25 protein-coding genes are annotated in these 24,940 nt (G+C 35.7%); 14 read left to right on the top strand and 11 right to left on the bottom strand.

Features of this window, described 5'->3' with window-relative positions:
- Window positions 1–85: 85 nt before the first annotated feature.
- Window positions 86–850: an SDR family NAD(P)-dependent oxidoreductase gene (locus tag ASE21_RS14285; RefSeq protein WP_057123361.1), complete on the bottom strand. Its 765-nt coding sequence runs from the start codon at window positions 848–850 to the stop codon at window positions 86–88.
- 331 nt (window positions 851–1,181) lie between these two features.
- Between ASE21_RS14285 and ASE21_RS14290 the strand changes: the two genes are divergently transcribed.
- The 7 genes from ASE21_RS14290 (at window position 1,182) to fucP (ending at window position 9,187) form a co-directional block, all read left to right on the top strand.
- Complete coding sequence (locus ASE21_RS14290) at window positions 1,182–2,330, top strand: ABC transporter substrate-binding protein (protein WP_057123362.1); 1,149 nt, start codon at window positions 1,182–1,184, stop codon at window positions 2,328–2,330.
- Window positions 2,327–3,469: a CaiB/BaiF CoA transferase family protein gene (locus tag ASE21_RS14295; RefSeq protein ID WP_057123363.1), complete on the top strand. Its 1,143-nt coding sequence runs from the start codon at window positions 2,327–2,329 to the stop codon at window positions 3,467–3,469. Before ASE21_RS14290 ends, ASE21_RS14295 begins: the two co-directional genes overlap by 4 nt.
- Before the next feature lie 170 nt (window positions 3,470–3,639).
- Window positions 3,640–4,776 carry a CaiB/BaiF CoA transferase family protein gene (locus tag ASE21_RS14300; protein ID WP_057123364.1) on the top strand — a complete coding sequence of 379 codons (1,137 nt, stop codon included), beginning with the start codon at window positions 3,640–3,642 and terminating at the stop codon, window positions 4,774–4,776.
- Window positions 4,777–4,779: 3 nt separating this feature from the next.
- Window positions 4,780–6,006 carry an extracellular solute-binding protein gene (locus ASE21_RS14305; RefSeq protein ID WP_057123365.1) on the top strand — a complete coding sequence of 409 codons (1,227 nt, stop codon included), beginning with the start codon at window positions 4,780–4,782 and terminating at the stop codon, window positions 6,004–6,006.
- A gap of 60 nt (window positions 6,007–6,066) precedes the next feature.
- Window positions 6,067–7,125, top strand: coding sequence for a Gfo/Idh/MocA family protein (locus tag ASE21_RS14310; RefSeq protein ID WP_057123366.1), 1,059 nt, complete (start codon window positions 6,067–6,069; stop codon window positions 7,123–7,125).
- 166 nt (window positions 7,126–7,291) lie between these two features.
- The gene (locus tag ASE21_RS14315; protein ID WP_057123367.1) at window positions 7,292–7,735 is read left to right on the top strand and encodes a MaoC/PaaZ C-terminal domain-containing protein; all 444 of its coding nucleotides are present in this window, start codon (window positions 7,292–7,294) and stop codon (window positions 7,733–7,735) included.
- A gap of 153 nt (window positions 7,736–7,888) precedes the next feature.
- Window positions 7,889–9,187, top strand: a complete 1,299-nt coding sequence (gene fucP, locus ASE21_RS14320) for an L-fucose:H+ symporter permease (RefSeq protein ID WP_057123368.1) — start codon at window positions 7,889–7,891, stop codon at window positions 9,185–9,187.
- A 78-nt stretch (window positions 9,188–9,265) separates the two neighbouring features.
- Here fucP and ASE21_RS14325 read toward each other — a convergent pair whose 3' ends face one another.
- From ASE21_RS14325 to ASE21_RS14340, 4 genes are all read right to left on the bottom strand, one after another.
- Entirely contained in the window at window positions 9,266–9,745 is a 480-nt protein-coding gene (locus ASE21_RS14325) for a hypothetical protein (protein WP_057123369.1), read from the bottom strand.
- Between the two features lie 303 nt (window positions 9,746–10,048).
- On the bottom strand, window positions 10,049–11,455 hold the full coding sequence (locus ASE21_RS14330; RefSeq protein WP_057123370.1) for an efflux transporter outer membrane subunit: 1,407 nt from the start codon (window positions 11,453–11,455) through the stop codon (window positions 10,049–10,051).
- Between the two features lie 18 nt (window positions 11,456–11,473).
- Window positions 11,474–14,641 carry an efflux RND transporter permease subunit gene (locus ASE21_RS14335; RefSeq protein WP_057123371.1) on the bottom strand — a complete coding sequence of 1,056 codons (3,168 nt, stop codon included), beginning with the start codon at window positions 14,639–14,641 and terminating at the stop codon, window positions 11,474–11,476.
- 7 nt (window positions 14,642–14,648) lie between these two features.
- A complete protein-coding gene (locus tag ASE21_RS14340) occupies window positions 14,649–15,809 on the bottom strand; it encodes an efflux RND transporter periplasmic adaptor subunit (RefSeq protein ID WP_057123372.1) in 1,161 nt (386 codons plus the stop codon).
- 264 nt (window positions 15,810–16,073) lie between these two features.
- Here ASE21_RS14340 and ASE21_RS14345 point away from each other — a divergent pair, with 264 nt between their 5' ends.
- The 3 genes from ASE21_RS14345 to ASE21_RS14355 are packed head-to-tail and all read left to right on the top strand — an operon-like array spanning window position 16,074 to window position 18,160.
- On the top strand, window positions 16,074–17,117 hold the full coding sequence (locus tag ASE21_RS14345) for a sensor histidine kinase (protein WP_057123373.1): 1,044 nt from the start codon (window positions 16,074–16,076) through the stop codon (window positions 17,115–17,117).
- Entirely contained in the window at window positions 17,117–17,848 is a 732-nt protein-coding gene (locus tag ASE21_RS14350) for a LytR/AlgR family response regulator transcription factor (RefSeq protein WP_057123374.1), read from the top strand. Before ASE21_RS14345 ends, ASE21_RS14350 begins: the two co-directional genes overlap by 1 nt.
- An 18-nt stretch (window positions 17,849–17,866) precedes the next feature.
- A complete protein-coding gene (locus tag ASE21_RS14355; RefSeq protein ID WP_057123375.1) occupies window positions 17,867–18,160 on the top strand; it encodes a DUF3861 domain-containing protein in 294 nt (97 codons plus the stop codon).
- A gap of 103 nt (window positions 18,161–18,263) precedes the next feature.
- On the opposite strand, the gene ASE21_RS14360 is transcribed toward ASE21_RS14355, so the two are convergent.
- The 4 genes from ASE21_RS14360 to ASE21_RS14375 form a co-directional block, all read right to left on the bottom strand.
- A complete protein-coding gene (locus tag ASE21_RS14360) occupies window positions 18,264–18,875 on the bottom strand; it encodes a thioredoxin family protein (protein ID WP_057123376.1) in 612 nt (203 codons plus the stop codon).
- Between the two features lie 3 nt (window positions 18,876–18,878).
- Window positions 18,879–19,286: a TlpA disulfide reductase family protein gene (locus ASE21_RS14365; protein ID WP_242410279.1), complete on the bottom strand. Its 408-nt coding sequence runs from the start codon at window positions 19,284–19,286 to the stop codon at window positions 18,879–18,881.
- A 200-nt stretch (window positions 19,287–19,486) separates the two neighbouring features.
- Window positions 19,487–19,867, bottom strand: coding sequence for a hypothetical protein (locus ASE21_RS14370; RefSeq protein WP_057123378.1), 381 nt, complete (start codon window positions 19,865–19,867; stop codon window positions 19,487–19,489).
- A gap of 294 nt (window positions 19,868–20,161) precedes the next feature.
- Complete coding sequence (locus tag ASE21_RS14375; RefSeq protein ID WP_057123379.1) at window positions 20,162–20,635, bottom strand: CinA family protein; 474 nt, start codon at window positions 20,633–20,635, stop codon at window positions 20,162–20,164.
- A 189-nt stretch (window positions 20,636–20,824) separates the two neighbouring features.
- On the opposite strand from ASE21_RS14375, the gene ASE21_RS21865 reads away from it, so the two are divergent.
- Genes ASE21_RS21865 through ASE21_RS14390 form a run of 4 tightly spaced genes read left to right on the top strand, consistent with a single transcriptional unit; the run spans window position 20,825 to window position 22,175 of the window.
- Entirely contained in the window at window positions 20,825–20,989 is a 165-nt protein-coding gene (locus ASE21_RS21865; protein WP_157848783.1) for a hypothetical protein, read from the top strand.
- A gap of 25 nt (window positions 20,990–21,014) precedes the next feature.
- Window positions 21,015–21,503, top strand: a complete 489-nt coding sequence (locus ASE21_RS14380; RefSeq protein WP_057123380.1) for a hypothetical protein — start codon at window positions 21,015–21,017, stop codon at window positions 21,501–21,503.
- Window positions 21,504–21,524: 21 nt separating this feature from the next.
- A complete protein-coding gene (locus tag ASE21_RS14385; RefSeq protein WP_057123381.1) occupies window positions 21,525–21,941 on the top strand; it encodes a hypothetical protein in 417 nt (138 codons plus the stop codon).
- A gap of 12 nt (window positions 21,942–21,953) precedes the next feature.
- A complete protein-coding gene (locus ASE21_RS14390) occupies window positions 21,954–22,175 on the top strand; it encodes a hypothetical protein (RefSeq protein ID WP_057123382.1) in 222 nt (73 codons plus the stop codon).
- Between the two features lie 127 nt (window positions 22,176–22,302).
- Here ASE21_RS14390 and ASE21_RS14395 read toward each other — a convergent pair whose 3' ends face one another.
- Together ASE21_RS14395 and ASE21_RS14400 are read right to left on the bottom strand one after the other, a co-directional pair.
- Entirely contained in the window at window positions 22,303–22,683 is a 381-nt protein-coding gene (locus tag ASE21_RS14395) for an STAS/SEC14 domain-containing protein (RefSeq protein ID WP_057123383.1), read from the bottom strand.
- Window positions 22,684–23,168: 485 nt separating this feature from the next.
- Window positions 23,169–24,938 (bottom strand): RagB/SusD family nutrient uptake outer membrane protein, encoded by a 1,770-nt coding sequence (locus ASE21_RS14400; RefSeq protein WP_057123384.1) that lies wholly within the window; start codon window positions 24,936–24,938, stop codon window positions 23,169–23,171.
- Window positions 24,939–24,940: the final 2 nt, after the last annotated feature.

The raw sequence follows: 24,940 nt of genomic DNA on the forward strand, positions 1-24,940 counted from the left end.
TTTTTTTAGGTGCTAAGGTGCTGAGGAACTAAGGTTCTAAGGTTTTTTTCTTAGAATCTTAGCAGCTTAGAACCTTAGTGTCTTTTTAATTATTAAGCTTAATAAATCCTCCATCAATTGGGTAATCGCATCCGGTGATGAAACCTGCTTCTTCACTGCATAAATAGAGAGCCAGAGCGGCGATTTCATCCGGTTTTCCCATACGGCCGATTGGCTGTGATTTTGAAAGTTTATCAAACATTTCCTCTTCTTTTCCGGCGTAATTTTTAGAAATAAAACCATCCACAAAAGGCGTGTGAACCCTTGCAGGAGAAATAGAATTACATCTGATATTTTCACTTAAATAATCTCTAGCAACAGACAAAGTCATAGCCATAACAGCGCCTTTAGCGGTAGAATAGGCAAAACGGTCAGAGATTCCAACCCATGCCGCAATCGACGCCATGTTTAAAATAACACCGCCATTTGAAAGTCGGAACTGCGGAATCGCGGCGTATAAACAGTTATAAACTCCTTTTACATTTACATCCATCACACGGTCAAAATCAGCTTCAGAAGTAGTGTCTGCTTTTCCAACATTTGCAATTCCGGCATTATTAATTAGAATATTAATGCTGCCTATTTTTTCAAAAACAGCTTTTACATCAGCCTGACTGGAAACATTACATGCATACGAAAACACATTCCCTCCTGCATTTTTAATTTCGTCAACAGCATCCTGCGCACTTTCGATAGACAAATCAATAATATGAACTTCGGCTCCCTGTTTAGCAAACAAGACAGCAATCGCTCTTCCAATTCCGCTTCCGCCTCCTGTTATAACTGCTTTTTTATTTTGTAATGAAAACATTTGTAATGGTATTTAGTATTATAGAATTCAAATTGAGACTAAAAACATTTATACTAAAATAATAAATGTAAAAAGCACAATTACAAATGTAATCGATTAAAACAAAATACGCATTTTATTTTTTTAATTTTATAATAAAATGATCATTCTTTAATAAATTATAACATTTTTTATTCGCTTTGTAAAAAATAAAGCCTTGTTCAAAACTTTTATCAAAAAAATCAATGTAAAAAGTTACATTTTCTTGGTCATTTCAATCTTATTTATAATTTTGTAATTGTAAAATTTACATTTATTATTTCTACTATTACTTATACCAATAATATATCCAATGAAATTACTAAAAGGCATAACGTGGAATCATACAAGAGGTTTGTTGCCAATGACTGCAACGGCACAACGTTTTACCGAATTAAATCCTGAAATCGAAATCACCTGGGAGAAAAGAAGCCTGCAGGAATTTGCAGATGCTTCAATCGAAGATCTTGCCAAAAGATTTGACTTACTGGTTATCGATCATCCGTGGACGGGTTTTGGTGCGCATACCAAAGCTATTCTTCCTCTTTCGGATTATTTACCTGCAGATTACATTCAGGATCAGGAAATTAATACTGTCGGAAAATCATACGGAAGTTATGTTTTCAGCAATAAATTATGGGCGCTGCCAATTGATGCTGCCACTCCGGTTGCCGCTGCACGTTTGGATATTCTGGAAAAGAAAGGAATTGAAGTTCCTCAAACATACGATGATTTATTGGCTTTAGCCAAAAAAGGATTGGCTGCCTTTGCCGGAATTCCGGTAGATGTATTAATGAGTTTTTATATGTTTTGTTGCAGTTTAGGCGAAGCGCCATTTCAAACTGAAGAAAAGGTTATTTCTCCTCAAAAAGGAAAAGAAGCATTACAAATGTTTCGGGAATTGGCACAATTAATTGATCCTGAAAATTTTAACCGAAATCCTATTCAGGTTTACGAAGCGATGGTAAATTCTGACGAAATAGCCTACTGCCCTTTTGCTTACGGATATTCAAATTATTCGAGAGCGGGTTACAGCAAAAACCTGCTTCATTTTTATGATCTGGTAAAACTGAATAATGCGCCAATGATTAGTTCGCTTGGCGGAACAGGATTAGCGGTATCTTCTTTCAGCAAGCATATTCCGGAAGCGATTCGTTATGCCGAGTTTACAGGTTCATCGCATACACAGCAGCATATTTTTGCCGATAACGGAGGCCAGCCGGGACATTTACAGGCCTGGAAAAACGAAAGACTTAATTCAATCACAAATAATTATTTTAAAAATACACTTCCGGCTTTACAAAGAGCATTTTTAAGACCCCGATATTCAGGACACATGCATTTTCAGGATCATGCGGGCGATGTTGTTCGTAATTATTTGATTAATGGCGGTAACGAAGATTTAGTTTTGGAAGAAATGAATGCGCTTTACGCCGAATCTTTAAAATTACAGCATTCATGAAACCATTAGAAGGATTAATTGTATTAGAGTTCTGCCAGTTTTTGGCGGGCCCTTCCGCCGGATTAAAGTTAGCCGATTTAGGTGCGCGTGTCATCAAAATCGAACGTCCGGTAAAAGGAGAAGCCTGTCGTCAGTTAAGCATAAAAGATCTTTTTGTTGATGACAGCAGTCTTTTGTTTCATACTATTAACAGAAATAAAGAATCTTTTGCAGCCGATTTAAAAAATCCCGATGATTTGGTTTTAATCAAAAAACTAATCCAGAAGGCTGATATTATGACGCATAATTTCAGACCGGGCGTTATGGAAAAAATTGGTTTGGACTTTGAAACTACACTTACCATTAATCCAAAAATAGTATACGGAACCATAACAGGATACGGAGATAAAGGTCCGTGGGCCAAAAAACCGGGACAAGATTTGCTTTTACAGTCCCTTTCGGGTTTAAGCTGGTTAAGCGGACGCAAGAGTCAGGGACCGGTTCCGTTTGGTCTGGCTGTCGCCGATTTAATGTGCGGAAATCATTTTGTACAGGGAATTTTAGCAGCACTTTTAAAAAGAGCTAAAACAGAAAAAGGTGTTTTGGTTGAAGTTAGTTTACTGGAATCTATTTTAGATGTGCAGTTTGAAGCCATTACTTCATTTTTAAATGATGGCGGACAACAACCGGAACGCGGTGATGTAAAAGGAAGCGCACATGCTTTTTTAAGCGCACCGTATGGCGTTTACAAAACAGAAGACGATTATATTTCGCTGGCAATGGGCGATTTACTTTTTATAGGAAATACACTTGGCGTTGATCTTTCGCAATATACTGATAAACATCTCTGGTTTGAAAAAAGAGACGAAATCAGGGAAATTTTAGCCGAAAAACTTCTGACACAAAAAGCAGATTACTGGTTGGAATTATTGCAAAAACAAGGTATTTGGTGCGGAAAAGTATTCGATTATGAAACTTTAGACCAACAGCCTTTTGTTGAGGATTTACAGTTAAAACAAATCGTAAAAAATTCAGATGGCGAAAGTTTGGTTACAACCCGAAGTCCGATTCAGCTTGACGGTAAAGTATTATTCAGTGAAAAAGCAGCACCAAAAGTAGGTCAGGATAATGTGACAATACATGAAGAGTTTATTCGGTAAATCGTTTTTTGTTTAATCGGTGAATCGTTTAATCGTTTAATCGATTCACCGATTAAACAAATAAACAGTTAAACAAATAAACAGTTAAACAAATAAACAGTTAAACAAATAAACGATTAAACAAATAAACGATTAAACGGTTAAACAAAAAAAACGGTTAAACAAAAAAAATGAAACCATTAGAAGATTATTTGATAGTAGATTTCAGTCAGTTTCTTTCGGGACCTTCTGCCAGTCTCAGGCTAGCTGATCTGGGTGCACGCGTTATAAAAATTGAAAAACCAGGAACTGGAGATATCTGCCGTACTTTATATACTTCGGATTTAATTATGAATGGCGAATCGTCTGTTTTTCATACCATAAACAGAAATAAAGAATCTTTTGCCATTGATTTTAAACAGCCCGAGGAACTTCAAAAATTAAAAAAACTACTGGCAAAAGCTGATGTTGTCATGCATAATTTCAGACCCGGAGTTATGGAACGCATCGGTTTAAGTTATCAAGATGTAAAAGCTGTAAACCCGAATGTAGTTTACGCTTCAATTTCTGGTTTCGGAAATCATCCGCAACTTAAAGATTTACCCGGACAGGATTTGTTATTGCAATCATTAACCGCTTTAACATGGCTGAGCGGCAATCAGGAAGACGGTCCGGTACCAATGGGATTATCAATTGTCGATATGCTCGCCGGAGCGCATTTGGCGCAGGGAATTTTAGCGGCTTTATATCGTAAAGCAACACAAAACATTGGCGGAACGGTTCAGGTTAGTATGCTGGAATCGGCTTTTGATTTTCAGTTTGAAACTATTACGACGTTTTTTAATGATGGTGGGCAGCTTCCGGTTCGCACCAAAACCAATAATGCACATGCTTATTTAGGCGCGCCGTACGGAATTTACCAAACCAAAAACGGCTATTTAGCACTGGCAATGGGTTCGATTCCGGTTCTGGCTTCACTTTTAAAATGCGATGAATTATTACAGTTTCCGGAGAATAAATTTACACTCAGAGACGAAATAAAAAATATTTTGGCTTCTCATCTTCTAAAACAGGAAACCCGGTTTTGGCTTGATATTTTAGAACCTGCTGATATTTGGTGTGCCGGAGTTTTAAACTATGAACAACTTTTTAATGAAGACGGTTTCAAAGTTTTAGAGTTTACCCAGCAAGTTGAAATGCTTGACGGATACTCGTATAAAACGACAAGATGCCCAATAAAAATTGATGGCGAATATTTTACATCTGGTAAAGGATCTCCAAAACTAGGACAGGATAACGAGCGAATTATAAAAGAATTTATAGCATAGATCATGGAAAAGTTCAGAATCGCCGTTAGAAAATTTTCTCCTTTTGAAAGCACACTGCAAAAACTTTGGGATGCCTTTTGTATAAAAAATAATATTCAGACAGAGGTTGAAATGATTCCAATGGAACTGCATGATCTTTATGAACAGACCATTACAAAAAAAGGTTTAAAAAACGGAAACTGGGATATTGCACACTTAAATACAGATTGGATTTTTGATGCTGCAAATGAAAAAGCGGTTCTGGATTTAACTTCTTTTATCAGTCAAAATCCACCTGAGAATTACCCCGAAGGCTGGCATCGGTCATTATTAAATTTACAGCACATCAATAATGGAATTTACGGACTTCCATTTCATGATGGTCCGGAATGTCTTATTTACAGAAAAGATTTATTTGAAGATTTAACCGAAAAAGAAAATTTTAAAAAACAATTTGGTTACGAATTGTTCCCTCCAAAAAGCTGGGAGCAATTCACCCAAATCGCTTCATTTTTTAATCGGCCGGAAAGCGATTTATACGGCTGTGTTTTTGCTAATTATCCTGACGGACACAATATGGTTTTCGATTTTTGCCTGCAGTTATGGACCCGTGGCGGATCTCTTTTAAAGGATCAGAATAAAATCAACATCAATCATAATCAGGCAGTTGAAGCTTTGGATTATTATAGAAAGATAGTTAACAATACGCAAGCAGTTCATCCGGGTTCAAAGAATTTTGGCTCTGTTGAAGCTGGTATGGCTTTCGCCGAAGGACAGGCCGCAATGGCAATTAACTGGTTCGGATTTGCTTCGATGTGCGAAGTAATAGACGAATCGAAAGTTAAAGGCAGAGTTGATATTGCAGAACTTCCGCACGATGAAAATCACAAAACGGCTTCTCTGAATGTGTATTGGCTTTACACCATTGGTATTGGCAGTAAAAATAAATCCCTCGCTTATGATTTTTTAAGATTTGCAACAACTGCAAAAAGCGATAAATTATTGACAACTGAAGGCGGAATTGGCTGCAGAAAATCGACCTGGAATGATGTTGAAATCAACGAGCTCATTCCCTATTATCATAAACTGGAAATGCTGCATGAAAATGCGCTTACGCTTCCGCAGACACCAATCTGGCCAAAAGTCACCGAATTGATAGACCAAATGGTTTTAAAAGCGATTGAAACGGATATTCCGTCGAAAACTCTTTTAGAAGAAACGCAGCAAAATATTGAAAAATTAACGAATTAATCAGGCTCATCAACTTTGACAAAGTTTTCGGCTTGACTAAATTCAAAAAACATATAAAAAATGAATATTCCGTACAAACCTCTACTGCCCGAAACAGGACAGCCTATTGTAATTATCGGCGCAAGCGGGATCGTAAAAGATGCACATCTGCCTGCTTATAAAATGGCAGGCTTTACCGTTTTTGGCATTACAAACAGAACAATTGCAAAAGCACACGATTTAGCGAAAGAATTTGATATAAAACATGTTTTTGAAAATGTAGCCGATGCTGTTAAAAACGCACCTTCAAATGCGGTTTACGACATTACGGTCTTACCGGATCAATATATCGAAATATTAGAGCAGCTGCCAGACGGTGCTGCTGTTTTAATTCAGAAACCAATGGGAAATGACCTGGCACAGGCCAGAGAAATTGTGGCTGTATGCGAAAGAAAAAACCTTGTGGCTGCTATCAATTTCCAGCTTCGTTTTTCTCCTTTTGTAAGCGCCGCAAGATATATAATCAATGAAGATTTAATTGGCGATTTATACGATTTTGAGTTTAAAGTAACGGTAAACACACCGTGGGAATTGTTTCCGTTGATTAAGGAACATCCCAGATTGGAAATTCTTTTTCACAGTGTTCACTATATCGATTGCATCAGGTCGTTTTTAGGAAATCCGAAAGGTGTAATGGCCAAAACAGCCAGACATCCGCTTAAAAAACTTTCTTCAAGCCGATCTACGATTATTTTAGATTATGGTGATGACAAACATGTTGTAATCAATACGAATCACGATCATCATTTTGGGCCAAACCACGAAGAAAGCTACATTAAATGGGAAGGAACAAAAGGCGCCATTAAAGCTAAAATGGGCTTACTAATGAATTATCCTGACGGACTTCCTGACATTTTTGAATATGCGATTGAAAATGAAAAAGGTACGTATGAATGGAAAAAAATCGAGCTGGAAGGTTCGTGGTTTCCTGAAGCTTTCATTGGAACCATGTCCAATTTAATGCGCTTTAAAGAAGGTTCAGATTCTAAACTTTTAGCAAGCGTTCAGGATGTTCTGGATACTATGAAAGTAGTTGAAGCCTGCTACATAAGCAGCAATAGCGGAGGAATTTCAATTTAGTCTTAAAGTCTAAAGTCTAAAGTCAATAGCATGACAAAATCTGTGATTTTTCTTTAGACTTTAAATTATGGACTCTGAACTTTCGACTTTATGATTTTCTACTTTATGACTTTCGACTTTAAGACTTTCGACTTTATGACTTCATGACTTTAAAACTAAAAAATATATGTATTTTAAATCAACCTTTTTTGAAGATTATCAGCTTGATGATAAAAGAGTTACATTAGGCAGAACTATAACTGAAACCGATTTTGTAGTTCACGCCGGACACACCGGAGATTTTTTTCCGCATCACATGGATGAAGAATGGTGCAAAACTCAGCCATTTGGACAGCGAATCGCGCATGGAACCATGGTTTTTGCCATTGGTATCGGACTAACTGCTTCTGAAATTAACCCCGAAGCTTTTTCAAGAGGATACGACAAAATGCGTTTTGTAAAGCCGGTTCATATTGGCGATACGATTCACTCTGAAATCACTATTTCTGAAAAAGGAGACGCTAAAAATCCTGAAATGGGAACCGTAACAGAACACGTCGAAATCCTTAACCAAAGAGGTGAAGTGGTTTTGGTGTGTGATCATTTACTTCTGGTGAAGAAAAGAGGCTAAAATACTAAGGGGCTAAGATGCTAAGAGTCTAAGGTTATAAGATAAAACTTTACATCACTGCGTCTTTGCGAGAGCTAAAAAAACTCTTAGAACCTTAGCCTCTTAGTCCCTCAGCACCTCAAAAAAAACTAACAAAAAAAAACTATCTGACAAATGCAAATAACAAACCAAACAGGCGATCAGCACGAAGTGCCTTCAGAAGGCGGAAAAACCAACTATCTTCTGTCATTTATTTTAATTACGAGCTTATTTTTCCTTTGGGGAATGGCGCACAATCTGGATTCTATTTTAATTCCGCATTTAAAAAAGGCTTGTGAATTAAACAACCGTCAGTCAACTTTAATTGATACCTCTGTATTTTTTGCTTATTTTATAATGGCGATTCCGGCGGGAATGCTGATTAAACGATTTGGTTATAAAAACAGTATCATTACGGGATTATTGGTTTTCGCCGCGGGAGCATTTTTGTTTGTACCTGCAGCAAATTCAAGAACTTATGAATTATTCTTATTCGCTTTGTTTGTAATTGGCTGTGGGTTAACAATTCTTGAAACGAGTGCAAATCCCTATGCTGCGATTTTAGGTCCTGCAGAATCTTCATCTAAAAGATTAAATTTAGCAGCTTCATTTAATGGATTAGCAGCTATGGTGGCTCCAATTGTGGGGTCATTGTTTATTCTTTCGGGAACAAATCATACAAAGGAACAATTGGCCGCAATGCCGGAAACAGAAAAAGCATATTATTTATTAGGTGAAGCGGCAGCTGTAAAAATGCCTTATATTATTTTAGGAAGCGTGCTGGTTTTAGTTGCGATTATTTTCTATTTCATGCATCTGCCTTCGATGAAACCACAGCATACAGAAGCTGAAATTAAACCCGGCTTTTTTTCTGTTTTAAAGTTTCGACATCTAAGCTGGGCAGTTGTGGCGCAGTTCTTTTATGTTGGTGCGCAAGTCTGTATTACTAGTTTCTTTATCAGAATTGCACAGCAAGGTGCGGGATTAGACGAAAAAACAGCCGGATATTATTTAGGAATCTACGGTTTCCTTTTTATGGCCGGGCGTTTCATTGGAACTTTCTTCCTGAAGTTTGTAAAAGATTATGTACTACTGTCTATTTATTGCGGAGCTAGTATTATACTTTGTTTATTAGCTATTTACGGAACCGGAATTGTCGTAATTTATGCTCTTGGCGGTATTGGTTTCTTTATGTCAATCATGTTCCCGACTATTTTTTCTTTAGGATTAGTGGGATTAAAATCAAATACAGAAACAGGTTCCTCCTGGCTTGTCATGTCTATTGTGGGCGGCGCAATTCTTCCGTATGCAATGGGAACGCTGATTGACATGAAACATGATGATATTCAGTCCGGATATATTATTCCGCTGATTTGCTTTATTATAATTCTGTCTTTTGGGATTTTTGGTCACAAAGTGAAGAGTTCATATTAACGGTTATTTCATAACTCAAACCATAATTTATAATTAAAAAACGCCTCATTTCTGAGGCGTTTTTTGTCATGTTTAAAATTAATGGTGCTTAGAATGACCGTGGTTTTTATCTGAATCCGATTTAGGATTTTTTCCTTTATTTCCTTTATCATTGCCATAATGATTTCCATTGTTGCCTTTTGGTTTTTCTCCTCTGTTTTTTTGAGGTTTTCCGTGATATCCTTTTGGGTAATCAGCTCTGTGTTTTTTGTGATAAGTGTAAGGCGCATCTCCTCTGTAATCAGTTAAAACTACTTTATAACCTGAATACAAATCGTATTGTCTGTATCTTGAAGGAAGTCTTTTTGCGCGAATCCATTTTCCGCTGTTATCATAAATAAACACACTCTGATTCACATCATAATATGCGTCGATGTCAGGTAAATAATAATATCTGCTGTCATCATATCCTACTGGTCCCCAGCTTGGAGGTGTTCCAATATTTACATTTACTGATACTTGCGCATGGGCAAAGAATACACTCATAAATAATACTGAGGCAAATACTAATTTTTTCATGATTTTAAGTTTTAATATTAATTATAGTAGATATTAATCTAAATTAATGCCAAATATTTCTTTTTACAGCATTGATTATACAGAACTGCCAAACCAATCGACGGGAAGTCCTTTTCAGACGATATAAATTTAAACAAAAAAACGCCTCATTGCTGAGGCGTTTTAGTCATGTTTTAAATTTAATTTACTGGCGGATACTAAATATTTTTAACCAATCAAAAATATACTCTTTTTTTTATACTGCACTATCTTTTAGACCAATGTCATAATTTTAACGACCAACGTTAATTTTTTTTTATAATTTTATTTCCAGCCTCCGCCTAAAGCCCTGTATAGATTAACTACAGCCTGCAGTTTTTGCAGATTATCGTTAATTCCGCTTAATTGTGCAGCTAATAAGTTTTGTTCAGAAGTTAATACGTCTGTGTAATTAGTAGCTGAACTGTATTCCAGAAGCTGTTGTGTAAAGTCAACTGCTTTTTCGAGAGCTTCAATTTGTTTTGTTCTCGAGTCTTCTTTTTCAACTGCCATCTGATATGCATATAATGCATTTGAAACTTCCTGTCCGGCAGTTAAAAGGCTTTGTTGAAAATCATTGTAAGCCTGCAGCTGCTGTGACTGCGCTGTGGTTAATCTCAGTTTGTTTCTTCCCTGATTGAAAATGGGTTGTGTTAATCCTCCAATAATCGAATAAAAAATAGAATTGCTAAAAAAGTCTTTTAATTCTAAATTCGAAAATCCGCCGCTTGCTGTGAGCGTTAAACTTGGATAGAAATACGTTTTGGCCAGGTTTGTAGATTCAAAAGCAACTCTGAAATTAAATTCCGCCTGACGAACATCCGGACGATTTTGCAATAATTGCGAAGGCATTCCAACTGCAATATTTTCCGGAATAATCTGTGTTCCTAATTCCCCTCTTTCAATTGGTCCGGGAGCTTGTCCTAATAAAATATTTAAAGCATTTTCGGTTTCGCGAATACTCTGTTTTAAATCCGGAATCAAAACTTCTGCGGCATGTTGGTTTGCTTCACTTTGTACAACCGCTGCACCGGTTACGATCGCTCCTTCTTTTAAAGCTTTAATCGTTTCAACATTTTTAATTCGGCTTTCTAACGTTTCCTGTGTAATTTTCAATTGCTTATCATAGGCTAACAACAGAAAATAATTATTAGCAATATCTGAAATTAACTGCGTCTGAACAGCTTGTTTTGCAGCATCAGTTGCCAGATAAGATGCTAATGCTGCTCTTTTAGAACTGCTTAGTTTTCCCCAGATATCTGCTTCCCACGATGTACTTAAACCTAATTTGTACGTCGTTGTTAAAGTATTGATATTTATCCCAGCCGGAAAATTAAGTCCGGCTTCTGATTGTTTTGTATGCGTTGCATTTGCATCCAGCTGTAAGGTTGGATAATAGGCTAATTTACTCTGAAGAAGTGAAGCACGAGCCTGCACAATATTTTCAATTGCATTTTTCAGGTTAAGATTCTGATCTAAACCTTTCTGGATTAATGCATTTAGTTTTTCATCTTTAAAAACACTCTGCCACGGCATATCAGCAATTGTAGTCGTATCGGCAGAAGCCTGATCGCGATACAATTGATCTGTTTTTAAAGTTGTGGGACGTTCGTACTTTTTGGTAACGGAGCACGCACTTAAAAGCACTGCCGTCATTACCAGCAAAATATATTTATTTGAACTATTAGTCATTTCTGTCTTAATTAAATTTTACTCTTTATGAGCTTCTATTAACTGAATTTCCTCATCATCGTCTTCATCATCATAACCGTCTTTTGCGGGACCGCTGACTCTTTCCTGTAAAGTCTGGAAAATGATAAATAAAACCGGAATTACAAATACTCCTAAAATGGTTCCTATTAACATTCCTCCAACAGCTCCGGTACCAATTGATTTGTTTCCAACGGCTCCGGCTCCGGTAGCAAACATCAGCGGGACAAGTCCGAGAATAAAAGCAAACGAAGTCATTAAAATTGGTCTTAAACGGGCCACAGCTCCTTCAATTGCAGCTTGTACGATTGGCAGGCCTTTTCGTCTTCTGTCCAAAGCAAATTCGACAATCAAAATACCGTTCTTGGCAAGAAGTCCAATAAGCATGATTAAGGAAATCTGCAGGTAAATATTACTGTTCAGTTTGAAAATAATGGAGAACAGATACGCTCCTGCTAATCCAAACGGAATCGAGAATAATACCGCAAACGGTAAAATATAACTTTCGTATTGTGCACTTAATAAGAAATAAACGAAAACCAAACACAAAATAAAGATGAAAATTGTTTCACTTCCTGATGCTAATTCCTCACGCGTTAATCCCGAAAATTCGTAACCGTAACCTGCCGGAAGATTTTCTGCCGCTACTTCCTGAATTGCTTTAATCGCATCTCCGGAACTATACCCCGGATTTGGCGCTCCTGTAATTGAAATAGACGTAAACAAGTTAAATCTTGAAATCGATTCCGGTCCAAAAACTCTCGTCATTTTTACAAATTCGGTAATTGGTGCCATTGTTCCTGAACTATTACGAACAAAAATTTTATTTAATCCCTGTGTATTGGCTCTGAATTCCGGAGAAGCCTGAATCATAACACGGTATTGTTTTCCGAATTTATTGAAATTCGAAGCATATAATCCACCATAATAACCCTGCATAGTTGATAAAATCGAGTTTATCGAAACCCCGGCATCTTTGGCTTTTGCCAGATTAATATCCATCATATACTGAGGGAAACCCGGATTAAACGGAGTGGTCGCATATTGTATTTCCGGACGCTTAGATAATTTTTCGAGAAAATCAGTATTCACCTTAAAGAATTCTGCAGTTGTATGTCCGCCTTTATCCTGAAGCTGAAACTCAAATCCGCCGCTTTGTCCAAAACCCTGAATAGTTGGAGGCGAAATAAAGAAAATATTGGCTTCTCGAATTCCGCTCGTTTTAGCAAAAAGCTGCCCAATTACATCATTTACACTTAAATCACGCTTATCCCAAGTTTGTAATTTTACAATTACCATACTGTAAGCACTTCCTGCTCCTGCCGTAAAGTTTTGCCCTACGATACGAAGTGTATTTTTTACTCCCGGAATAGTTTTGGCAATACTATCTACTTTTTTGGCAATCACATCAGAACGTTCCATTGATGCAGATGGCGGTAAACTAATATTGGCAAAAACAGTTCCCTGATCTTCTGCAGGAACGAAAGCAGACGGCGTAGTTTTCATCATGTAAAATAAACCTAAACCGGCAATTATAATAGAAGCCAGCACAATCCATTTTTTAACCGAAAGGAAACTTACCGAACGTTTGTATCGCTCTGTTACATTATCAAAAGCTACGTTGAAAGCGGTATAAAATCTCTTTAAATAAGTTTTATGCTCGTGATCGTCTGCGTGTGGTTTTAAAAGCAAAGCACATAAAGCGGGACTTAAAGTAAGGGCATTTACTGCCGAAAGAATAATTGCAACGGCCAGCGTGATACCAAACTGTTTGTAGAAAACACCTGTTGATCCATTGATAAAGGTTACCGGAATAAATACGGCCGCCATTACAAGCGTAATAGAAATGATCGCTCCGGAAATCTCACTCATCGCATCTATAGTGGCTTTCTTTGCCGATTTATAACCGTGATCCAGTTTGGCATGCACCGCCTCAACGACCACAATCGCATCATCAACCACAATACCAATGGCGAGCACCATCGCAAAAAGCGTTAATAGGTTAATCGTAAATCCGAATAAACTCAGAAAGAAAAACGTTCCTACAATCGCAACCGGAACTGCAATTGCCGGAATTAAAGTCGATCTAAAATCCTGAAGGAAAATAAATACCACAATGAAAACCAATATAAAAGCTTCGATCAAAGTATGAATTACTTTTTCAATAGAAGCATCCAGATTTTCATTGACATCAACTAAAATGGTATATTTTACACCTTTTGGAAAATTCTTTGCGGCGTCTTCAATAAGTTTTTTAGAATTGTTGATTACATCTCTGGCATTAGATCCCGGTGTCTGGCTGATCGCCATCGCTGCCGATTCTACACCGTTTGTTTTAATAGTCGAAGCATAACTTAAAGATCCTAACTCTACTTTGGCTACATCTTTTAGTCGAAGCATTTGCCCATTTCCAACTGATTTTATAACAATTTCTTCAAATTCCTTAGCACTGGTTAAACGGCCTTTGTATTTAATTACATATTGAAAAGCCTGATTTCCGTTTTCACCAAATTTACCCGGGGCCGCTTCTATATTCTGTTCTGCCAAAGCAGCTGAAATATCACTCGGAATCAATTTGTACTGCTGCATTACGTCTGGTTTCAGCCAGATTCTCATAGAATAATCTTTGGCACCAAAAACTGTTACATCTCCTACTCCAACTACACGCTGAATCTGTGGTACAAGATTAATTTTAGCATAATTTTGAAGGAAAGTCTGATCGTAAGCTTTATCCTCGCTGTATAAAGAGAAAATCAATAAGTTACTACTTTGGCTTTTGGTTACCGTAACCCCGGCCTGAGTTACCTCTACCGGTAATAAACTTGTTGCTCTCGAAACCCTGTTCTGCACGTTTACCGCTGCTAAATCAGGATTGGTTCCTACTTTAAAGAAAATTTTGATTGATGCATTTCCGTCATTGGTTGCCGTAGAAGTCATGTACGTCATGTTTTCTACACCATTGATTTGTTCTTCAAGCGGAATTACAATACTTTTAAGTACCACATCTGCATTGGCACCCGTATAACTTGCCGAGACATTTACCGTTGGCGGTGCAATATCCGGATATTGAGAAATAGGTAACTCAATTAGGCCTAAAACACCTAAAATGACAATAATAACAGATATTACTGTCGAGAGTACAGGTCTTTGTATAAATTTCTTAAACATTATTTTTTTATTTTAAGTCAGCGTAAACCGTTTCTGGACTTTGATTTTGAGCTTTGATCTCGGTTCCTTCTTTTAAAGAAGCAACTCCTTCTAATACAATTTCGTCACCAGCATTTAAGCCGCTTGTAACCACATAATAATTCTTCGCTGTATTTTCGAGTATCGTTATATTGGCATTTTTTGTTTTCCCGTCTTTTCCAACAACAACTGCAAAAATTTTATCCTGAAGTTCGAATGTTGCACTTTGAGGAACTATTATTACATCTTTAACTTCATTTGGAATTCTAACTGTTGTGCTGCTTCCGCTTCTGATGATTCCTTGTGGATTTGGAAAACGCGCTCTGATATTTACTGTTCCCGTTTCGGTATTAATTAATCCGTTTACGGTTTCAATACGACCTTTTTCTCCATAAGTCGTACCATCAGAAAGCAATAAAGAAACTGCGGGCATACTTTTAATTTTCTGAGTTAATGATGCCCCTGTATTATTATCTTTTGTGAAGTTTAAAAGCGCTTTTTCGTTCATAGCAAAATAAGCGTACACATTTCCAATACTTGAAACGGTAGTTAAGGGTTCGGCTGTATTAGAACTTACCAAACTTCCTAAACGAAACGGAATTGAACCTATCACTCCGCTAACCGGACTTGTAACCGTAGTATAGCCTAAATTAGTTTTAGCATTTACTAAAGCTGCATTTGCCTGAGCCAAAGCCGCAACAGCAGATTCATAAGTATACTGAGCAGATTCTAAATCGTATTTACTAATGATTCCTTTTTCAACAAGAGGTTTTACTTTATTTACGGCTAATTTTGCGGCACTTAAATCTGCCTGCGCACTTTTAATACTTGCTGATGCTGTACGAACCTGCTGCTCATATTCCGGAGCACTGATCTTAAATAATGGCTGTCCGGCTTTTACAACTGCTCCTTCATCAACAAAAATCTTATCGATATAACCTTCAACTCTTGGTCGGATTTCTATATTTTGCTGTCCCTGAATACTCGCAGGATAATCGCTGTTTAATGTAGCAGATTGTGGCTGCAAAGTCAGCGTTTTATACTCTTTAACTTGCGGTGCACCTCCGGCCTGAGCCGATTTATCATTCTTACCGCAAGATGCGATAATAACTGATGCTGCGAGAATGCTTAAAAATGATTGCTTATTCATTTGAAATAATATGTAATTATCGATTATATGCAGACAAAAGAAATAAAATATAACACGCAAAAATTTTCAAATAGACGAAGAGCAAAAGACAATCGATAAAGATGTCCTGAAACACGATGGATTTTTATTAAAATTAAACAAGTGTTTAATTATTTGCTCGTCGGCTCTAAAATGGTTTTTACGGACTGTAAATCTCTTTTTAGCGATTGCTTCAAAATTACATACAAATAAACTGTAATATTGCCTCAATAAAATAAATTCGTAATGGCTTCAAACGTATATAGACCCTTCTTTTTTACCGGACTTCATATTCTGGGATGGCTATTATTGGGGTTTATCATGCTGTTTTACATACCTTTAACCTGGAATGTAATTCTTCCTTCTGTTTTCTGGCTTTGGCAGATCATTATATTGATTTTACTGATTGGCATTTTTTATATCAATGCTAAAATCATAGTGCCCAAAACCATTATTAAAAACAACACCACGCCGTTTTTGGTTTGGGCATTTCTGTCAGTTTTTATCATGCAGCTGATCGCATATTTTTATACTTCACAAACAGATCTTCACACTAAAGTCAGTTTGGTTTTAGGATTTAAAAAATACCGAAATCCTTATTTCGACAATTATGTTTTAATGCTTACATTATTGGTTTTAGGGATTAGCACCAGCTGGGCGATGCTGCAGCATTGGCAGAAAGCGGCCCAGCACAAACAAAAGCTGGAACAGGATAAAACTGTGGCAGAATTGGCAATGCTTAAGGCACAAATTAATCCGCATTTTTTCTTTAATTCCTTAAACAGCATTTATTCTTTAACTTATACTAATATCGAAGATTCAAGAAACGCACTTCATACTTTAAGCCGAATGATGCGTTACCTGCTCTACAGCACAGAAGAAAGAACAACACTGCTTAAGGAAGCAGATTTTATGCGGGATTTTATTGCCTTGATGAAACTTCGTGCCAATAAAAAATTAACCATTACAACAGAAATACCTGAAAAAATACACGATTATCCAATTGTTCCGATGTTATTACTACCTTTAGTAGAAAATGCTTTTAAACATGGAATTCACGCTACTGATAAAAGTGAAATCTATATTTCGCTGAAACAAGATGGAAGCAATCTCGAATTTGAAGTAGAAAATACGTATTTCGAAAAAACATCAACTACAAACGAAGGCGGAATTGGCTTAACGAATACCAAACGCAGGCTGCATTTAATTTATCCGCACAAACACTCCTTAAAAGCGGGTGTTGCCGAGAATGGAAAGTACAATATAAAACTGCAAATAAATTTAGAATAATGGCAATATTAAGATGTATAGCAGTAGACGATGAACCTCTTGCATTAAAATTGGTCGAAACTTTTATTGAGCAGACTCCTTTTTTACAATTAACGGCAAGCTGCGACAATGCGGTTGAAGCCATGGGGCTAATCAGGGAAAAACAGCCTGATTTGGTTTTTCTGGATATTAATATGCCCAATTTAACGGGAATGGAACTCGCGCGGCTCTTACAGGAACAGCCCGGACAGGTGCCAAAAATTGTTTTTACAACTGCTTACAATCATTATGCAATTGAAGGTTATAAGGTTAATGCTGTAGATTATCTTTTAAAACCTTTTAGTTACGAAGAATTTTTGCGTGCGGCGAATAAAGTTATGCAGATAACGGAGGAAGCATCCGGCAGTCATCATTCTGTTGCTGCAGATGACGAATTTATATTTTTAAAAGTCGAATATCAATGGGTTCGCATTTCGTTTAAAGATATTCTGTACATAGAAAGCTTAAAAGATTATGTAAAAGTGCATTTAGACGATTCTCAAAAAGCACTGCTGTCTTTAATTTCTTTAAAAGCACTGGAAGAAAAAATGCCATCGTTGAAATTCATGAGAGTACACCGCTCTTTTATTGTTTCTTTGGAAAAAATAAATGCCATAACAAAAAATTCAATTTTCATTGGAAAAACAGAAATCACTGTTGGCGAACAATACAAAGAAACTTTTAAAACAATTGTGGACAAATGGCTGAAATAAATTGAAATTTTTAATATCATGGAAAAAAAATCAAACAAATATTATTTAACTCTTAGCCTTAAAGAATATGCAAATGGCGACACCAAGCCAGCAAAAGAACTTGGAATTGAATTTGATAATCACGATGAAATCTTTGGGATTATTCAAAGAATTAAAGATAAAAACATATTTGAAAGTCCATCAGAAGCTACACAATTTGCAATTGGGCTAAAACTCTTCAGCGAAATAAAATTAAAACACCGAAACAATCCTTTATTCAGCGAACTGAACGAGGTGTTTCCTATTTTTATGAAAAAACTAAAAAGCTTGTAATTAATACAGACTTTAGTTTAATCATGAAATAAAAATAACGATACAATCCTATAAAAAAACGCCTCATATTATGAGGCGTTTTTAACAAATTAAATTCTGGTAATTAAGCTTTTGCTTTTCTTTTTACTGTACAGCCAATTTCTTTAGTCTGTGTTACAGCCGGTTTTTGACCTCTTTGCAGTGATGCAATTACATCTTCTGCATATTTTGCTTTGTCAGCTTTTGTTCCTTCCGGATCATTATCAATTGCTCCCACATATTCTACTACATTTCCTTTTGCCGATTTAGAAACGATAAAAACATGCGGTGTACGTTTTGCTCCATATTCGTCGGTAATTTTTTGTCCTGCATCAAATAAATAAGGGAAAGGATATTTTTTCTCTTTAGCCAAATCCTGCATTTTGTTGAAAGTATCTGCTGTAGAAGCTTCCGGATCGTTTGGATTAATTGCAATTACCGGATATCCCTGAGGTCTGTATTTTTTATCTAAATCGATAATTCTTTGTTCGTAACCAACTGCGTATGGACATGTATTGCAAGTAAAAACGATGATATATCCTTTTGCATTTGGAAAACTTGCAAAAGAAACTTCTTTATTGTCTACATTTTTTAGTTTGAAATCGGGTGCTGTATCTCCGGCTTTGAGAGTTGCAGTTTGCGCCTGAGCAAAAAAGGCAGAAAATGCCAGTACTAATAAAAGGATTATTTTTTTCATGGTTTACAGTTTTTTATATTCAGTTAATAATTGTTCGTAGGTAAATTCGCTTTCTACAAATTTTCGTTTATCGCCTTTGATGAAAAGTGTTGCCGGAATACTTCCTGACCACGAAGGATCAATCCTGTCAATAAATTCCTGAGGGCTGCTTTCATTCAAAAGAAATACTTCATTTTTCAGTTTTTTTCTTTTTACAAAGGGCACTACATTTGAAGTCAATTTCGATTTAAAATCAAGACTAACCAATAAAACCGCCAGTTTATCTGATTTGTTTTCTGCGCTTAATTTTTCAAAATGAGGTAATTCTTTGATACACGGTGCGCACCATGTTGCCCAAAAATTAACGACATACGTACTGTCTTTCCCATTTTTGATTCTTTCGTTTAGCTGATTAATGTTTAACAGCTTCACATTCTGACTATAAGCGGAAATTGAAAAAACGCCAAATAGAAACAGACAGAAAAAAGGCTTTATTTTCATAAGGTACAACGCTTTAGGATTAATTTGTGCCTTACAAATATAAAAGAATGAAATCTTACTTTTTGTTAATGAAAGTTTAATGAAGTGAAAATTCACCCAAAACGAAGTTTTGAGGTTTTAAAATAACTATTTTATTTTTTATTGGTAAATGAAATTGTTTCCATATTACTCATATTTACCATAGATAAAATGCCGTTTTTATTTTCGTTTATGGACTTTATTTTAAAACAAAATTCATTTCCTTCTTTGTCCATTAAGGTTATAAATTCTGCATTATCATCTGAGTTATTCTGGCAGCTGTGTGAAATTGTGTACCGATACATGACTTTAAAAACATCATTATTATAATTATACACTTTTCCATCCTGAGAAAATACCCATTTTATGTTTGGATTGACATCGGAATACCAGGAACCTATAATTTTTTTTGATGAAGGATCTTCAGGCTGATTTTGTGCAAAAACTACAGAAAATTGTAATAATAACAATAAAATTGAAAATAGCTTTTTCATATTTTTTATTTTTAAATTAGGTTTATTTTTCAAAAAAAAGTTCTAACTGCCTAAAAACCGAATTAATGATTTTCCTTTTTGAAAATGATGAGTAATTGCAGTTAAACTTTGCGTAAAATTATAAATTTAAACCTAAAACATAAGAAACACATTATTTTAAAAAAAGGAAAACTTGAAAAAAAGACAACAAAAATGGTTTGCTTAAACTATATTTCGACAGAATATTTAAGAAACTAAAAAGCCACAAGAAATTCCCGTGGCTTTTTATATAAAAATAAAATTAAAGTTTTTCTCTTAAACTTCTTTCAAAATCAAATCGGCAACAACGTCAATTGCCTGATCAATTATGCTTTCTGCACTTCCTTTAAATTCATATCTTTTTGCAATTTCTTTATCAGGGAAAACAATATGAATAAAAATAGTTCCAACAGGTTTTCCTTTCCTTTCACTTCCACCCGGCGTGGTTAATCCGGTTAGAGCAACGCAGATATCAGAATTTATATAACGGTAAAAATTCTGAGCCATTAACTTTGTGACTTCTGCCGACTCAGCACTATATTTTTCAATAGTACCCCACGGAATATGCAGTAAATCTTCTTTCATTGACGAATGGTAACACACCATTCCTCCTATTAAGATTTTTCCGGAATTAAAGACTGTCGAAAATTCATAACTCATTTTTCCTGCCGAAGCACTTTCTACAAAAGTTATGGTTAGTTTTTTCTCAATTAACGCTTTGCAGCATGCCGTTACTTTATCAGATGCCATATAATTAATTTTAAATTATACACTTTTTATAGTCAAATGTATAATGTTTGCAAAACTAAAACTTATATAATTTCCTACAATCATTACATTATAAGTAACTGTTAATTATACAACTATAATTTATTTTCCTGTAATAAGAAGCGGGTGCTTAGATGCTAAATTTGTAAAACACATTTAAAATTACACGCCATGAAAAATACAGTTCAAAATACTAATAATGTAAATGCCGCAAAAATAACCGGTACTGAAACAAAAGTACAAGACGACAAAACTGCAGGAAAAAATACTGTAACGAAAACAACAGTTAAACCTTCTGCAAAGGATATGAAGGATTCACTTCCTACAAAAAAATAATTATTAATCTAAAAAAAACAGCGTTATGGAAAAGCAAAATAACTTCGAATACGGACAAACAGACCCTGATTTTATAGATCAAAATACTTTAGTAGACGGAAATCAGGCTGACGAAAAATACCAACAGGAATTTAAACCAAGAAGTAATTCTGAGTTTGGTGAAAGTGATCCGGATATTATGGAACAAAATACACTAATTGATAACGATTATGCAAGAGATGAAGATCCTTATCAATATCAGGAAGAATTTATAGAAGATCTTAGTCAGGCTGTAAATGATTTTAAGGAAAACGAAACTTTCAGAGCAGAAAATATTCCGAATGAAGAACGAATTGTCAACGAAGATAATTTAGTTACCAATGATGGAAATAATAGTGAATTTGAGAATGATGAAGACATTGATACGGAAACTGATTATGAAAATGATTTAGAGAAAGACGGTGACCTTGATAATGATGAAGAATTAAATGATTTTGATGCAGAACATTATCCGGAAAACCACCCTCGAGAATAATCAAACTTTTAAGATTAGTTTATGTCTTTACCAGATCAAATCATATGGCTTTTTGTACTGGCTGTCCCAATATCTTGTATTAGCTGGACTGTTACGCACGAAGAAATTTTTAGAGAACCTCATGAATGGTGTGTTAATCGCTCCAAAAATGGCCGATTATTACTCACCCGTAAGTTCTTTTATCTTTTTACCTGCGAATATTGTTTTAGTCATTATGTTACAATTGCATTTTTGATTTTTACTGATTATAAAATTTTGTTAAACGACTGGCGCGGTTATATTTTGGCCGGATTTTCGCTGGTATTTGTAGCAAATATCTATATGAGCCTTTTTGCCCTTCTTCGACAAGCCATTAAAAAAGAAAAAGTAGAAATTGAAAAAATTGAGACTGAAACTGATCTCGAAAAAAATAGCACAAATAAAAATACGTTAAATTAAATAATAAAAATCATGGAAAATTTACAATTCATTGACCCTCTATTGCACGGAATCAAACCTATTGAAAATAGTACTGGAAATCTTTCTGTCAAACAGCTGACATTCGCGGGAATTGGTTCAATTTTAATTGGAGCAGTTTTAAAGAAAACCGGACACACTAAAGCTGCAGCAATTGTTGGAAGTTTAGCACTGCCACTATTATCTGCAGCAGTTTACAAAAAAGTAGCAAAATAATAAAAGAAAAACGTTTGCTAATTGCGAAAATGCCCGTTAAGATTTTAAATCTAACGGGCATTTTCTATAAATATCTAATTACTATAATTTAACTGCTGAGTTTTTTTACACAATGGGTAAAAATTATTTAATTTGCCGGCAGATTAATATTTCCTTCTACCCAGTTTAATGCTTTATTAAAAGCTTCTTTTTTAAATCCGTGGAATTCTCCCGGAACTACATAACTAAATCCGTTTGTAAAAGAAATAATATCTTCAGAATCTGTTACGATTGCTGCCCTGTTCCATTTTCCTAAATGTTTTAATCCTAAAAGGGCATCCTGAAGCCATGCTCCTGCAGTAAAGTTTTTTATATCAGTATCAAGAACTAATAAAAAATTAATTTCATTCGTTTGTTTTACCAAATGTTCAACAGCGGGAATTACTGCTGTCAGAAAATCTTCTTTTGTTACTTCTGCCAATGCTCTAAAGGCCACAATGTTATCGGTAGTGTCAATTTGATGTATCATAATTTATACTTTTTGAGTTACTAATTGCGTTGCTTTTTTCCTGAAAGCACACTTAATCAAAATATTTAATTTTAACTCAAATTTACTCATTCCTGACAGTTACAACTTACATTTTTTTATTCGTTTATTATAAATTTTAAAGGTTCTAAGGGCTAAGGTTCTGAGTTTTTTTCTTTGGGTTTAATTCTCAAGATTTTTCGTAGAGACGCACTGCAGTGCGTCTATCAATAGATTTAAAATACAGAAAACATTTAAAATGTGATATGCGCATGTAGACGCACTATAGTGCGTCTCTACAGAAAATCTTTTTGTTCTTTCTCAAAGCCTAAGTAGACGCACTGCAGTGCGTCTCTACGGAAAATCTTTGAGATCAAATTAAACCCAAAGTAATCTCAGAACCTTAGAATCTTAAAAAAAGAAAAAGCCTGTCTTTTCCAAGAACAGGCTTTTTTCAAAAAAAATAAAAAATAAACTAACACAAATTCTTAATTGTATCCTTGGTTTTGTGAAAACACTTTTTGATCGATAACCGTCTGCGGAATTGGAAATATTCTTCTAAATGGCAGAGAAGCTGCTTTGGCAGTTCCGGCTAAGTCAAATTTTCCGAAGCGGATGCTCTGCGGTCTTCTTTGTAATTCCCAATACAATTCAAAACCTAATTCTTTATATAATTGCTGAGCATCTAATGATGTTAAAGCCTTTCCTGGTGCATTGGCAAACAAAGCTTCTCTTTTTCTGCTGGTACGCAGTTTGTTTAAATCATCCATTGCAGGACCAACGCTTCCTTTTCTGAATAATGCCTCGGCTCTCATGATATAAATTCCTCCTAAACGAAATAACGGAATATCAACATTACTATTACCATTTCCTCCTTCCGGGTCAAATTCATATTTAAATATACGAGCTCCCTGATTAATTTCGTTTTGGGCAAAAACAGATTTTGTCGGATCTGAAAATGTCAATGTAGTTGTAAAATTCATTCTTGTAGTCGTACTTTTTTCCATATATAATGGAGAAACTTTGATACGGTTACCTGTCATTTCCAAAGATCCTGAAGGCAATAATATTGGCCCATACTGAAGTCCGGCCTGGATTCCTCTGTTAAAGTGAAACCAAGGTAAACTCGGACTGCTTTTAGGTACGATATCTGTTGCAGGAACACTTACATCTGTTCCATCATTCATAAACCATGTTCCGTCAGCATATTGGTAATGCTGTTCAAATCTTGGATCATCGTGATTCCCATCCCAGGTTGCATAGAATTCAGGAGTTGTACAAGCCGCATTTGTTCCTCTGTTTGCAGCAGATGTTCTCTGGTTACGTTCCATACACACATAAGCAAAACTGTTAGAACCATTACGGATGTAATCTATTTTTTGAGAAATGGCAAAAATCAGCTCTTTACCGTCGTTATTATCTCTTGCAAAGTTTTTGAAAAAGTCACTTTCTAAACTAAACTTTCCAGAATCAATCAATAGAGACGTGTAATAAATAACTCGATCCATATCTGTTCCGTTTCCAGAAACTGCAGGTTCGTTAAAATTAAAGTTTGATGCAGTATTAAAACGGTCTTTAAATACAGCACGATTTAAATACATATTGGCTAAAAAAGCATAACCAGCTTGTTTTGTAAATCTACCGTGGTGTGTACGCTGGGTCCCAATATCAGCCAAATCAGGAAGTAAGGCTTCAACATCTTTAATTAACTGATCAATTTGAGTATCAGCTTTTAAGATCTGCAAAGGCGCACTTGGATTTAGCGGATCTCTGTATGGAGCCTGACCGTATAAATCTAATGTTGTATAGGTATAAAATGCTAAAAGTGCTTTTGATTCTGCCAGGAATAATTTCTTTTCAGGAAAATCAGTTTCTGATGCCGATTTTATAGCAGTCAAAGAACGCGTAATCCCGTTTGTCAATAAATCCCAGTTCGATACTATAATAGCATTATTAGAGCTCCATGTAAACTCGTGCATGTCTCTCCATTTTCCTCCGTCTCCCCAGTCACTTCCGCGGGTTGGCAAAATAGCTTCGTCTGTAGTATATTCCTGCATGGCAAAAACAGCACCGTGATCTGTAAAAGTTCCGTCTCCAAGTCTGTCATAAGCAGCAGCAAGAGAACCTGCAGGATCTGAAACCGTATTTCCGGATTTTTCGTCTAAAAGAACTTCATCCAGATCTGTACAGCTGTTTAATAAAAAAGCAAAAGAGAAAATTGCTAAAATTTTTATACTTAAAAATGTCTTTGTCTTCATGA

The organism is Flavobacterium sp. Root901 (genome assembly GCF_001429765.1).
GTDB lineage: Bacteria > Bacteroidota > Bacteroidia > Flavobacteriales > Flavobacteriaceae > Flavobacterium.